The 13,116-nt window shown below is 73.8% G+C and carries 12 protein-coding genes; 8 read left to right on the forward strand and 4 right to left on the reverse strand.

The features are described 5' to 3' along the window. Positions 1–486 precede the first annotated feature (486 nt). Both BGP03_RS04400 and BGP03_RS04405 read left to right on the forward strand, forming a co-directional pair. The gene (locus tag BGP03_RS04400) at positions 487–1,818 is read left to right on the forward strand and encodes a polysaccharide deacetylase family protein (protein WP_296370327.1); all 1,332 of its coding nucleotides are present in this window, start codon (positions 487–489) and stop codon (positions 1,816–1,818) included. Between the two features lie 379 nt (positions 1,819–2,197). After that, complete coding sequence (locus BGP03_RS04405; protein ID WP_298797314.1) at positions 2,198–2,671, forward strand: Hsp20/alpha crystallin family protein; 474 nt, start codon at positions 2,198–2,200, stop codon at positions 2,669–2,671. A gap of 182 nt (positions 2,672–2,853) precedes the next feature. On the opposite strand, the gene BGP03_RS04410 is transcribed toward BGP03_RS04405, so the two are convergent. Continuing rightward, positions 2,854–3,162: an amino acid permease gene (locus tag BGP03_RS04410; RefSeq protein ID WP_298797315.1), complete on the reverse strand. Its 309-nt coding sequence runs from the start codon at positions 3,160–3,162 to the stop codon at positions 2,854–2,856. Between the two features lie 385 nt (positions 3,163–3,547). After that, complete coding sequence (locus tag BGP03_RS04415; RefSeq protein WP_298797316.1) at positions 3,548–4,447, reverse strand: slipin family protein; 900 nt, start codon at positions 4,445–4,447, stop codon at positions 3,548–3,550. A gap of 157 nt (positions 4,448–4,604) precedes the next feature. Here BGP03_RS04415 and BGP03_RS04420 point away from each other — a divergent pair, with 157 nt between their 5' ends. The 4 genes from BGP03_RS04420 (at position 4,605) to BGP03_RS04435 (ending at position 8,315) form a co-directional block, all read left to right on the forward strand. Beyond that, positions 4,605–4,883 carry a hypothetical protein gene (locus BGP03_RS04420; RefSeq protein ID WP_296370320.1) on the forward strand — a complete coding sequence of 93 codons (279 nt, stop codon included), beginning with the start codon at positions 4,605–4,607 and terminating at the stop codon, positions 4,881–4,883. Between the two features lie 20 nt (positions 4,884–4,903). After that, positions 4,904–5,353 carry an ATP-binding protein gene (locus BGP03_RS04425; protein ID WP_298797318.1) on the forward strand — a complete coding sequence of 150 codons (450 nt, stop codon included), beginning with the start codon at positions 4,904–4,906 and terminating at the stop codon, positions 5,351–5,353. A gap of 1,031 nt (positions 5,354–6,384) precedes the next feature. Further along, on the forward strand, positions 6,385–6,693 hold the full coding sequence (locus tag BGP03_RS04430; protein WP_298797319.1) for a DUF3040 domain-containing protein: 309 nt from the start codon (positions 6,385–6,387) through the stop codon (positions 6,691–6,693). 113 nt (positions 6,694–6,806) lie between these two features. Next, positions 6,807–8,315, forward strand: coding sequence for a CYTH and CHAD domain-containing protein (locus BGP03_RS04435; RefSeq protein ID WP_299735534.1), 1,509 nt, complete (start codon positions 6,807–6,809; stop codon positions 8,313–8,315). Positions 8,316–8,702: 387 nt separating this feature from the next. Here BGP03_RS04435 and BGP03_RS04440 read toward each other — a convergent pair whose 3' ends face one another. Further along, positions 8,703–8,876, reverse strand: coding sequence for a hypothetical protein (locus BGP03_RS04440; RefSeq protein ID WP_296370312.1), 174 nt, complete (start codon positions 8,874–8,876; stop codon positions 8,703–8,705). Positions 8,877–9,060: 184 nt separating this feature from the next. On the opposite strand from BGP03_RS04440, the gene BGP03_RS04445 reads away from it, so the two are divergent. Both BGP03_RS04445 and BGP03_RS04450 read left to right on the forward strand, forming a co-directional pair. Further along, positions 9,061–9,708 (forward strand): CBS domain-containing protein, encoded by a 648-nt coding sequence (locus BGP03_RS04445; protein WP_296370310.1) that lies wholly within the window; start codon positions 9,061–9,063, stop codon positions 9,706–9,708. A gap of 85 nt (positions 9,709–9,793) precedes the next feature. After that, positions 9,794–11,116: a phosphoribosyltransferase family protein gene (locus BGP03_RS04450; RefSeq protein ID WP_298797321.1), complete on the forward strand. Its 1,323-nt coding sequence runs from the start codon at positions 9,794–9,796 to the stop codon at positions 11,114–11,116. 9 nt (positions 11,117–11,125) lie between these two features. Here BGP03_RS04450 and BGP03_RS04455 read toward each other — a convergent pair whose 3' ends face one another. Then, positions 11,126–13,111: an erythromycin esterase family protein gene (locus BGP03_RS04455; RefSeq protein WP_296370307.1), complete on the reverse strand. Its 1,986-nt coding sequence runs from the start codon at positions 13,109–13,111 to the stop codon at positions 11,126–11,128. Positions 13,112–13,116 lie beyond the last annotated feature (5 nt).

The following is a 13,116-nucleotide window of genomic DNA, read 5'->3' on the forward strand; positions in this document are numbered from 1 at the left end:
GAACAACGCGGTGGCAACGCCGCCCGCTCCGGCGGTGGTGGTCGTGGGCCAATGCAAAGCACAGGCCGGCGGAGAGCCCGGCGAGGACGAGGGCGGCGTCGGCCGCACGGTTCCACCGGCGCTCGGACCGTCGCGCGCGGCGGGCGATCGAGACGATGCGTCGGTCGCGGTCGCTGAGCATGGGTGTCTCCGGCGGGTGCAGCCGCGGCTCGCCCGCGGCGGACTGTTGTTGGAACCGATGCTGCGCCGGACGACTCAGCGGGATAAGGGCCGGATGTCCCCGTGCGGTGGGCCGGATGGGCATGCGCGTCCGCTGGGCCCATCGGAGCCAGATAGGTGCCGTCCGACCCGGATCGGCACCGCCCGCGACGGCGGACCGTTGAGGGGGCCGACCGACGGCCGGGTAGCGAGCGGGTAGGTGGGATCGCCATGGGGCCAGGTCCGAGGACACGGGTTCGGTTCAGGTCCGCGCTGGTCGCGATCGCTGTGCTCGGCACCGCCGTCGCCGGTGCCCTCGTCGCGGTGTCGCCGGCCGCCGCCGCGGATCTCCCGCCGGCCCGGGCGACGGTGTTCACCCGCGGGTACGACACGTCCACGAAGCTCGTCACGCTGACGATGGACGCCGACTGGTACACCCCGGGTGACGTGCCGCGCGTGCTGCAGATCCTGCGCGACAACGGCATCACCGCCGGGTTCGCGCTGACCGGCCGCTATGCGGAGCGCTACCCCGACCAGGCACGCGCGATCGTCGCCGCCGGGCACAAGCTGATCAACCACAGCTACGACCATCCGTACTTCACGCAGCTGACCCGGGCCCAGCGGTTCTCCGAGCTCGACCGGGCCGAGGCGGCCTACAACCGCATCGGCCTCACCTCCGACGGGTGGTTCCGGGCGCCGTACCGGGACGGCTACGTCGACCCGGGCGTCACCGCCGACCTGGCCGCCCGCGGTTACTTCATCGGCTTCGACTGGACCTTCGACACCACCGGCTACCTCGGCGTGGGCCAGGACGTGATCCTCGACCGGGTGCGCCGCTACACCGTGCCGGGCGCCACGGTGCTCATGCACCTGAGCTCCGACTCGACCGACACCGCCGCCCTGCCCCAGGTGATCGCGACGTTGCGGTCGATGGGGTACGGGTTCACCGACCCCTACCGGACGGTGACGACGGGCTCGATCGCGGCGCACTACGCCGCGCTGGGTGCGCAGCGCTCCGCGTTGGGGCCGCCCCGCACCGGGGAGATGGTGGCCTCGGTGGCCGGCACCGCCGTCCAGTGGTTCCGCACGGGACGGATCTACTGGCGCGGCGACGTCGGTGCGCACGAGGTGCACGGGGCCATCGCCGGGCGCTACGTGGAGTTCGGCTCGATAGGCTCGTTCCTGGGCTTCCCGGTGACCGACGAGACGACGACACCGGACGGGCTGGGGCGGTTCAACCATTTCGTCGGCGGCGGTTCGATCTACTGGACGCCGGTCACCGGTGCGCACGAGGTGCACGGGTGGATCCGTGTCGAGTGGGCCGCGCTGGGCTGGGAGCGCGGGATCCTCGGCTACCCGGTCGGCGACGAGGTGTCCGTGGTCGGCGGCCGGGCATCGGCCTTCCAGAAGGGCACCGTCTACTGGTCGGCGGCCACCGGCGCGCACGAGGTGCACGGGGCCATCCTCGGCCGCTACCTGCAGCTCGGCGGCACCGCGAGCAGGCTGCGGCTGCCGCTGTCGGACGAGTACACGGTCGCCGGCGGGCGGCGCAGCGACTTCCAGGGCGGGTCGCTGTCGTGGAACGCCGCGACGGGAGCGGTCACCGTGCTGTACCGGTGACCACGGTCGGACGGCGCCCCGATGCTGTCGGCGCGCCGCGGCCCCTGCAGGACCGCCCTTCGCGGGCGGCAGGCCGATCGACGCGGCGTGGTGACGGACGACCGGGCCTGTCGGCGGGCCGGCGAGATGCCGATGTTCGCTGATCCGGACGGCAACCCGATCGGGCTGTTCACATAGGCGTGATCTCCAGCGCAGACCAGCACGAGCTCGGCGGCTGGGGGCCACCGCCTCGGTGGTCGGGCCCGCGAGCCGTACATGTCAGCCGCCATGAGGAGACCGAGGGCTGAAGGTTCGGGGACCTTCGGCCCCGGTGTCGGTCGGTGGTGGAGGGGAGCCTTGGAGCTGTCCGTGTGATGCAGCTACCAGGAGGTCACCATCCATGAGTACCTTGACCCGTCGCGATCGCGGCGCCGAGATGGCCCGCCGTTTCCCGATGATGGACGGCGTGTTCGAGGAGTGGTTGCGGTCGCTGCCGATGCGGCGGCCGTTCGGGTTGGGCTGGGACTGGCCCGGCGAGGACCTGATCCGGGTGGACGAGTTCCGGGACGGTGACACCGAGGTGATCCGCGCCGAGATGCCCGGCATCGACCCCGCGAAGGATGTGGAGCTGACGGTGGCCGACGGGGTGCTTCGGATCAAGGCCGAGCGCCGCGTCGACGAGAAGTCCGAGGACAAGGGTTACACCCGTCACGAGATGCGGTACGGCAGCATGACCCGCACGCTGCCGCTGCCGGAGGGTGTGCAGGAGAAGGACATCTCGGCCGCCTACAAGGACGGCATCCTGGAGGTCAGGGTTCCGATCCCAGCCCGGCCGGACAAGTCCGAGCCCACGAAGATCGCGATCAAGACCTGACGCGGTCTGAATGATGCCCAGTCCGGTGCACGCGCAGCGTGCACCGGACTGTCGTGTGCGTCGCGTCTCCGCGGCTCCGGGGGAGAGCGGCGTCGCGCCCGACCATGCCACCCCTACGGCCGTCGCCCGCGACCTGGACGGCACAGCCAATGCCCTGACACCGTGCGGGAAGGTCCAGACGATCAGCGGCATCCCGAGTCGGCGGGCGTCTGCACGGACCTGCCCCACGTCGGTCGTGATGGGCTGACGACCGTCAGGACCGACCCGGAGACCACGGCCGCGATCGCGACGGCGTTGCCGGCCCGCTGGCCGCCGGAGATCGCGTTGGCCGGGTCGGTGAACGGCGGGGTCGAGGTCTGGAGCGCGGCGTCGGGCACCGTGCCGAACACCGTCAGCGTGCCGAGGATGTAGACCACCGCGCAGCCGAGCGTGCCCAGCACCGTGGCGTGGCCGACGTTCTTCGCCGGGTTGCGGACGCGGCCCGCGGCCACCGACGCCGGCTCGATGCCGAGGTAGCTGAACAGCGCGATCGCCGCTGCAGCGGAGATCGCCCGGCCACCGAGCCGCCCGTGGCGTTGAACGCGCCGAAGTTCGCGCTCTTGATGAACAGCGGTGGCCGTCGGCAGACCGAAGGTGCGCGCTTCTCCGGTGTGAATGTTCTCGAGCCCGCCCAGGCGACGTCGCGTCGGTCTCGACCAGGTCGACCAGGGCGGTGATGGACCGCTGGTCGTGCGGACGGGTGCTGGCCGGGGAGCTGGCCGCCGCCGGGTGGGACCCGGACGCCCCGGAGAGGAGCCCGCAGCCGAGTGCGGAGCCCGACATGGAGGCGCTCATGGAGGTGGTCGAGCGCGCGATCAACGGCGTCGGGCTGCCCGACTACACCGGGGTTCCGGACTCCGGGGTCGCGGCCGGACCGCCGATCACCTCGTCGACCAGGCCGTGGGCCCCACCGGTCGGGACCGGCCGCGTGACGTCGGCCGCCTGCCCGCCCCCGGACGGTTCCGCGGCCGCGGATGCGGCCTCGCGCGCGAGGAAGGTGCCCAGCTCGCCGATGGTGCTCATCAGCGGCGCCGGGAAGACGACCGTCGAGTTCTGGTCGACGCCGATCTCCACGAGGCTCTGCAGGTTGCGCAGCTGCAGGGCCAGCGAGTGCTGCATCATGACGTCCGAGGCCTCGCCGAGGGCGGTGGCGGCGAGCGACTCGCCCTGCGCGTTGATGATCTTGGCGCGTTTCTCGCGCTCGGCCTCGGCCTGCCGGGCCATGGCGCGCTTCATGCTGTCGGGCAGCTGGATGTCCTTGAGCTCGACCAGGGTGACCTCGACGCCCCACTCGACGGTGGTGACGTCGAGGATCTCGCGGATGTCGCCGTTGATCCGGTCGGTCTCCGACAGTGTCTCGTCGAGGGTGTGCCGGCCGACGACCTTGCGCAGCGTGGTCTGGGCGATCTGGTCGATCGCGGCGCGGACGTTCTCGATGGCCACGACGGACTTCACGGGGTCGACGACGCGGTAGTAGGCCACCGCGGAGACGTCGACGCTGACGTTGTCGCGGGTGATGATGCCCTGCGACTGGATCGGCACCGTCACCACCCGCAGTGAGGCCCGGTGCAGGACGTCGACGATCGGGATGATCAGGCGCAGTCCCGGTTCGCGGACGGTCTGCAGGCGGCCGAGGCGCAGCAGCACGCCGCGTTCGTACTGCTTGACGACCCGGACCGCCGCCGCCAGCAGGAGCAGCACGACGGCGGCGACGGCGATGATGACGGTGGGGGTCATCGGATGCTCCGCGGTTGATGGGGAGGGCCTGCCGGACCGGTCCAGACTCCGCCCGCATCCGGGAACCGGGTAGGGCACAAGGTCTCGCGTCACCGGGCCCCGATCCCGCGGCGGGGGTGCCGCGCGAGGAGGTGCCCACCTCTGCCCGGGCCTGGACGTGCGCGGGTTGGTGGAGTACCTCGTCGGCACTCTGGAGCAGCTGGGAGGCGTCGCAGCCGGCGGAGCGGCCGACGCCCCCGCCGTTCCGGGGCCGGCCAGGGCCGCCGGCTACCGGGCCACCGCGGTACGGGCCGTGGACGGATGGGCGGTAACCGGGCGCCTCGACACCGAGTACCCGATGCCCTGGGGTGCCAGCACGGGCCGGATGCTCGCGGAGTTCCTGGTGGTCGAGCAGGTCGCCCACGGTGGAACCTCGCGCAGGCCACCGGCCAGTTGATCACGTGCGACGACGACGTCGTGGACTGGCGCACGATCAGCCAGATCCGCACGTCGATCTTCCAGCTCCACCAGACCTCCCACGATGCACCAGACGGGGTGCGGGCCCGACTGCTCGGCGTGGTCGCCGAGGTGACGCCGGCGCTGGGCCGCGACCCGGTGCTGCGGTTCAGTGGGTTGCTGGAGGACACGCTGCCCGCAGGGGTGGTCGAGGACCTGCTGGCGGTGCTGCGGGAGGCGTTGAGCAACGTCGCCCGCCACGCCCACGCGAGCTCCACCGAGGTCGACGTCGACGCGGGCCCCGCCGCGCTCACCCTCCAGGCCGTCGACGACGGGGTGGGTGTGCCCGACACCGGTCGCCGTAGCGGCCTGGACAACCTGCGCCGCCGCGCCGAGCACCACGGCGGCACCCTCACCCTCACACACCGGGCGCCGAGCGGTACCCGCCTGTGCTGGACGGTCCCGATCTGAAGGGCCGATGGCCCTACGTCCCGCCCGGGACGGGCACGGAGCCTGGAGGGGGATTCCGTGCCCGTACCCGGGTTCACCAGCGGCGCCGCGACACAGCAACGGAGCTGGTTCGCGGTGTCGCGGTCGAGCCGGCCGGGTCTGCGGTGTCGCGGACCCGGCCGGCCTCCCCCCTCACCGAGCGACGGAAGGCAACCACATGAGCGTCTCGCCGCGCGACGAGGCGACCGCCGCCGACGCCGTGTGCGTCGTCGACCCGAGGTGGCGATCGCTGGCCCGGCTGGTCGAGGCGGCGCTGCCGTCGATGCTGCGCGACGTGCGTGACCTGCTGGCGGTCGACCACCCCGAGCACCCGCGCCACCGCCCGCCCCAGGACCCGGCCACGCGGCGTCGTCGTCGACGGGGCGCACGTCCCGGGCTGGATGGCGGACTGGTGCCGTCGTTCGGGCGGGGCGCTGATGCTCGGCGCCGCGGCCGGGCCGGGCGGGCCGCTCGTGGGTGGGACCAGCCTGTTCGTCGCGCGGCCACCGTGGCGGACCCACCATGCTCGTCCTGGGTGGCACCCGCGCCGGTGCTCCCGGCCGGCTCGGGCTGGTCGCCCTCAGCGCCCGGCAGCACGCACCCTGCCCGGTGCTGCTGGTCTCCCGGTTGGACCCCGTCACCACCCCGATCTGCTCCGGGCAGACCGGCCCGGCCCTGACCGCCTCGACCGCCCTGTGGCGCGACACGACACGACACGACACGACACGACACGACACGACACCCGAGGGAGTACCGCCACGATGTGTACCGGAAACGGCCGCCCGCCCACCCCGCCTCAGCCCCCGCCGTCCCCGCGCGGGGGACGCACCCGAGCGGCAAGGCCATGATCGTCAGCGCCCGCCCCGTCGACGCCGGGACGCGGCCGTCCGGTCCGTTCGGCCCGCCGATCGAGGACATCTGTCGCTGCCCACGGGTGCGCCATCCGGCGGAGCATCGGATCCCACCACCAGCCACTGCCCCACCGGGCAGCACCACCTTTCCGGAGCCGACCGATGCTCAGCGAACGCGACAAGCGCATTCTCCGTGAGATCGAACAGCAGTTCACGGGCGAGGAGCGCCGCCTGGCGTCGCTCACCCGAAGCGCGCAGCGGTCCGAACGCCGGCTGCATCGGGCCGCCGATGCCGCACTGATCGTCGCTGCGCTGGCCGCCGTCCTGTGCTTCGCGCTGGCCACCGCCGTCACCGTCGGCGCGGGCGCCGTGGCGATGGTTCTGTTCGTGCTGCTCGCACTGCGCAGCGGCGGAGACCGACGCACGGCGATAGCGCGTGCCTGGCAGACGGTGACACGGACCGCGCGATGACGGGCCACCCGGGTGTCCTTCGTGGGCGTTCAGGGTCTTTCGGCACGGCTGCACTCCGTTCGAACCTGGTGCGGGAGGTCGCCCGCGGGGTAGGCAGACGCATGGCTGTGACCGTGCGTGAGACCGAGCGCAAGTACGACCTCGACGAGGACGCCGCGCTCCCGCCCTGGCCCGAACCGGCCGACGCGGCCGGGTCGCAGGAGTTCGTGCTCGAGGCGATCTACTTCGACACGGCGGACCTGCGGCTCGCCGCGGACGGGGTGACCCTGCGCCGGCGCCGCGGCGGTGCCGACAGTGGATGGCACCTCAAGCTCCCTGTCGCCGCGGACTGCCGCGACGAGATCCGGGTGGGGTTCACCCGCGGTGAGGCCGGCCGCCGCAGCCCGCAGCCGCCCGACGAGCTCGTGCGACTGGTCCACGGTTTCACCCGGGGCAGGCCCCTGGTGCCGGTCGCCGAGCTCACGACGCGTCGCCGGCAGTGGCGGTTGACCGACGACTCCGGGCGCGGCCTGGTCACGGTCGTCGACGACCACGTCACTGCGCACACGATGGGCGTCTCGACCGAGGCCCGCTCGTGGCGGGAGGTGGAGGTGGAGCTCGACGAGGCCGGTGACACGCGCCTGCTCGACCGGTTCGACCGTCGCCTGCGCAAGGCCGGCGTCCGGCGCTCCGAAGCCCCGTCCAAGCTGGCTCGTGTTCTCGGCGACCGCATCCCCGCGGCGCGCCGTCCGGGCCCGGACCGGTCGGCGACGCTCGGTGCGGTCGTGCTCGCCTACCTGGCCGAGCAGGCCCGGGTGATCCGCACCGGCGACCCGGCCGTGCGTCGTGAGGTTCCCGACGCGGTCCACCGGATGCGGGTCGCGACCCGGCGGATGCGCAGCGCGCTGCAGGCCTTCGGCGCCGTCGTCGACCGCGACGCCACCGGTGACCTCGCCGCCGAGCTGAAGTGGCTCGCCGCCGTGCTCGGGGTCGCCAGGGACCTGGAGGTCCTCGAAGCCCGTATCCTCGCGGCCGTTGCCGCACTGCCGGACGAGCTGGTGCTCGGCCCCGTCGCGGCGCAGGTGACGCGCTACTTCACCGGGCGGCGCGTCCTGGCCCGGGACGAGGTCCTCGCCGCCCTCGACGGCGAGCGTTATCTCGCTCTGCTCACCGCGATCGACCGCCTCCTCGACACCCCTCCGCTCACCCCGGCAGCGGGCAGGCGCGCCCGACCGCGCCTCGGCGCGTTCCTCGACCGGTCCCACCGCCGGGTCGACACCCATCTGAGGGCCGCGGAGCGACGTGGCCCCGATGTGGAACGTGACATCCAGCTGCACGACGCCCGCAAGGCGGCGAAACGGTTGCGGTACGCCGCCGAGGCCGCCGCACCTGTTCTGGGGGAACCGGCCCGTGCGCTGATCAGGCAGGTCAGACAGGTCCAGGAACTTCTCGGTGAGCGCCAGGACGCCATCGTGGCGCTGCCCGTGCTGCGCGAACTCGGCGCCGCTGCTGCGCTCGAGGGTGGGAACGGGTTCACCTTCGGCGTGCTCCACCAGCAGGAGCACCAGGCGCTGACCGCCACGACGTGGACACCGGTGCGGCGGGCGCTCGGACGGGCGGCCCGCGGGGCCACGGCCCGGTGAACCCGCACGCGGGCGCCCCGACCATCGGTCCGCTGCCCCGATCCGGGGACCGCGGGGGTCCCGGGTCGGAAGTCCCTGTGCGGCGCGCGCCGTGCTGGTGACCATGACGGGAGAAGGCGCCAACCGGAAGGTGTGATCATGATGTCTGCCGTCACCCGGACCGTCCCCTCCGGCGCGGATCCCGCGCCGCCGGAGTGGGACAACTCCGGCGCACTGCTGGCCATCGCGTCGCTCTACGGCGACGACGACCTCGACGACGACCTCGACGAGGATCTCGACGACCTGCTGTCCGGCGCCGCGGTGGAGTCCAGCGGTCGCGGCTCGTGGCGTCAGCGTCGCAGCCTCGGGCGACCCGTCGGGGCCGCGTGCCGGCGGCCGGGCCTCCCGTCAGGTGTTCTGGCGGGCCCGTCCGACGCGGATGCCGGTGTGGGTGCGGACGGTGCCGTCGGCGTCCACCCGCCCGATGTGCACGCCGTGGTGGTCGTAGACCTGCCTGTCGGCGCGGATCCGCCCGATGCAGATGCCGTGGTAGTCGTCCGCCCTGGTGTCCTCGAGGTTCATGGTGGTCCTTCCGTCGCGATCGGTGCTGCCCAGCGTGGTCGGCCCGGATCGGTGGGGTCAGGGCCGAAGGGCCCGATCCCGCGGAGCCGCGCGTCGCCGGTTCCCCGTCCTCCGGGCCCATCGACTCGTCACCCGGGTGCCGTCCGGTGCTACCCGGCGTGACTCCCGGACGGGGACCCTGGCGATGCGCCGCGCCGCCCGGCCGGCACCGACGACGAAGGAGAAGACGGCCATGCTGGTCCGCGACGTGATGACCCGGCCCGTGGTGACGGTCGACCCGGACACCCCGATCCGGGCGGCCGCGGCGCTGCTGACGGGCCGCGGGTTCACCGCGCTGCCCGTCGTGGACGGCGCCGGCGAGCTCGTCGGCATCGTCACCGAGGCCGATCTGCTGCGCGGGAGGCTGCACCACGACGCCCGCTCGCCGCTGCTGAGCGAGGAACTGACCAGGGTCGCGCCACAGCGGGTGGCCGAGGTGATGACGACCGAGGTCGTCACCGCGCTGCCCTGGACCGACCTCGCGGACCTGGTCGAGCAGATGCGGTCGCTCGGCATCCGCTCGGTGCCGGTCGTGGACGGCGGCGTGGGGCTGGTCGGCATCGTGAGCAGGCGTGACGCGCTGGCCACCGCGACCCGCTCGGACGTCGCGATCGAGGGCGACGTGCGGCGTCGCCTGGAGGCCTACGCAGGCCCGGGCCGGTGGCGGGTGTCCGTCGACGGGGGCCGGGTCACGCTGGCCGACGCCTTCGGCGATCCCACCGAGCAGCACGCCGCGTCGGTGGTGGCCGCCTCGGTGCGCGGGGTGCTCGACGTCCGGACGGTCACCGACTGATCGGACGGCACTGCGGCAGGGGGCCGGACGTCCCTGTCGGTGCGGCGGCTCCCGTCGAACACTGGAGGTTCCGAAGGAGGCTGCCATGCCGTTCGTTGATCGTGTGGAGGCGGGTCGGCGGTTGGCCGGACGGCTGACGCATCTGCGGGACGAGGACGTCGTCGTGCTCGGGTTGCCGCGGGGCGGGGTCCCGGTGGCGTTCGAGGTCGCGCGGGTGTTGGGGGCGCCGTTGGACGTGATCGTGGTGCGCAAGCTGGGGGTGCCGTCCCTGCCCGAGCTGGCCATGGGCGCGGTCGGCGAGGACGGGGTGCTGGTCGTCGACTCCGAGACGGTGCGTCGGGCGCACGTGGGTGAGGCGGAGCTGGCTGAGCTGGAGCGTCGGGAGCGCGTGGAGGTGCAGCGGCGGGCTCAGCTGTTCCGGGCCGGCCGGCCGCGGATCCCGTTGGCCGGACGCACCGCGGTGCTGGTCGACGACGGGATCGCCACCGGGGCCACCGCACGGGCCGCCTGCCGGGTGGCCCGTGCACACGGTGCGGCGAGGGTGGTACTCGTCGCACCGGTCTGCGCTCGCGAGACCGCGATCCGGCTCCGGGACGAGGTCGACGAGTTGGACTGCCTCGAGGTGCCCGACCTGTTCGATGCGGTCGGCCGGTTCTACGTCGACTTCACCCCGACGTCGGAGGAGGAGGTGGTGGAGCTGCTGCGCCGCGCCGCCGGCGGGACACCGGCCGGCCCCGGGTCGCAGGCCCCGCCGCCCCCCGGCCGCGATGTGGAGGTGGCCGTCCCCGGTCGGTCCCTGCACGGTCACCTCACCGTGCCGGAGGGGCCCCTGGGAGTGGTCGTGTTCGCCCACGGCAGCGGCAGCGGCAGGCTCAGCCCGCGCAACCGCCGGGTCGCGGCGGTCCTGCAGCGGGCGGGCCTGGCCACGCTGCTGCTGGACCTGCTCAGCCCGCGGGAGGAGCGGGACCGGGCGAACGTCTTCGACGTGGACCTGCTGGCCGTCCGGCTGGCCGGGGCCACGGCGTGGGTCCGTCGTCAGCCGGGCTGCGAGGGTCTGCCGGTGGCCCTCTTCGGCGCGAGCACGGGCGCTGCCGCGGCCCTGTGGGCGGCCGCCGACCCGGACGCCGACATCGCCGCGGTGGTGTCGCGGGGTGGGCGTCCCGACATGGCAGTGCCCCGGCTCGGGCAGGTCAGGGCGCCGACCCTGCTGATCGTCGGGGGCGCCGACACGGCGGTGCTGGAGCTCAACCGCCGCGCGCTGGCCGCGATGCGCTGCGAGGCGCGACTCGCCGTGGTGCCCGGGGCCACGCACCTGTTCGAGGAGCCCGGGACGCTGGAACAGGTCGCCGACCTCGCCCGCGACTGGTTCGTCACCCACGTCACCCCCGCGTCCCAGCCCGTCGGCTGACGGGCGCGGTCACACCGCGAAGGGGTAGGTCTCGGGGACCTCGCCGGCCTCCCAGTGCACGGTCCGCTCCAACGGCTCGACCGCGCGGGTCTCGTCGATGTGGATCACCGCGTCGAACTGGTCGGACACGCGGGCGTGGAAGTAGTGGCTGGCACGCTCGCTCTCGGGCCGGTAGACCACCCCGATCGCGCGCTCCAGCCGGGCCGCGCGCAGCACCTCCGCCGCGTGCGGTGACGTGGCGAAGGAGAGGAGGAACTCCGGCGCCCCCACCTCGTGCAGCAGCGCCTCGACGCTGCCGGGCAGGGCGGGGCGCACGTCCCGGCGCAGGGCCGGGCTGCCCCAGTCCTGGGCCGCGGTGACGGTGCCGGTGTAGGTGGTGAACCCGATGCTGCGGCAGTCCCGGCCGTGGCGCTCGCGCACCAGCTGACCGACGGTGAGCTCACCGCGGACCGCGGCCTCCGTCGCGCGGGCGTCGCCGATGTGGGAGTTGTGCTCCCACACCACGATGCGCACCGGCTCCCCGTGCCGGCGGGTGAGGTGCGCCTCCACGGCGTCGAGGGTGTCGGCCATGTGCCGGTCCCGCAGGTTCCACGACTCGGCACGGCCGGCGTACATGGTGCGGTAGTACTCGGCGGCGTTGCGGACCGTGACGGCGTTGCGTTCGGCGTGGAAGAGCGCGTCGGCGGCCGGCTGCCCGTCGCGCCGCGCATAGTCCAGCGCGTGCCGGTTCAGGTCGGCGAGCTGCTCGACCACCTCGCGCTCGCACGTCTCACCCGCTCCGAACGCGGCGGCGAAACGGTAGGCCTGACCGTCCCCGGTGCCGTGGTGGTCGAAGCAGGCGTAGCGGTCGCGGGCGCGCTGCGCGGCGTCCGGGTCCACGCCCTCCAGGTAGGAGATCACCTCGGCCATCGACCGGTAGAGGCTGTAGAGGTCGAGCCCGAAGAAGCCGACGCCGTGACCGGCGGCGAGACCGCTGTTGTGCTCCCGCAGCCAGCCGACGAACTCCAGGACGGCGGCGTTGCGCCACATCCAGGTGGGGAAGCGCTCGAACCCGCGCAGCGCCTCCTCGGCGATCCGGTCGTCGCCGACGCCGCGGACGTAGCGGTCCACCCGGTGCGCGTCGGGCCAGTCCGCCTCGACCGCGACCGCACAGAACCCCTTCTCCTCCACCAGGCGCCGGGTGATGGCGGCGCGCGCGGCGTAGAACTCGTGGGTGCCGTGGCTGGCCTCCCCGAGCAGCACGATCCGGGCGTCACCCACGAGTTCGAACAGGGCGTCGTCGGGCGGCACCCCGTCGCGGGTGGGCACCGCCGCGGCCCGCAGCACCGCCGCGGGGTCGGGCGGAGCAGGGCGGGCCGGGGCGCCGAGCAGCGCCCGCACCTCGTCGTCACCGGTCTCGGTGAAGTCCCAGTAGGACCGGCCGACGGCGTGGAAGGGCGTGGGGGTGGTGGCGCACACCAGGTCGTCGACGACCGCAGCGAGCTCGCGGCAGGTGGACTGCGGCGCGGCCGGCACGGCGACGACGATCCGGGCCGGTCCGAGCCTGCGCAGCGCCTCGACCGCCGCATACATGGTGGAGCCGGTCGCGAGGCCGTCGTCCACCACGATGACGGTGCGCCCGGCCACGTCGGGGGCGGGGCGGTCGCCCCGGTAGGCCCGCTCGCGACGCAACAGCTCCCGGCCCTCCCGCTCGGCCACCCGCCGGATGGCGTCGGTGCCGACCCGCATCCCGCGCACGACGTCGTCGTCGATCACGACCACGCCGTCACCGGCGACGGCCCCCATCGCCAGCTCCGGGTGGCCCGGGACCCCGAGCTTGCGGGCCACCAGCACGTCCAGCGGAGCGCCGAGCGCCGTCGCGACCTCGTGGGCCACCGGCACACCACCGCGGGCCAGTCCGAGGACCACCAGACCGGGCTCGTCGCGGTAGTGGGCCAGCAGCCCGGCCAGGACCCGCCCGGCGTCGCGGCGGTCGCGGAACACGTGGTCGGACATGACGA

It is taken from the genome of Pseudonocardia sp. 73-21 (genome assembly GCF_001899645.1).
Taxonomy (GTDB): domain Bacteria; phylum Actinomycetota; class Actinomycetes; order Mycobacteriales; family Pseudonocardiaceae; genus Pseudonocardia.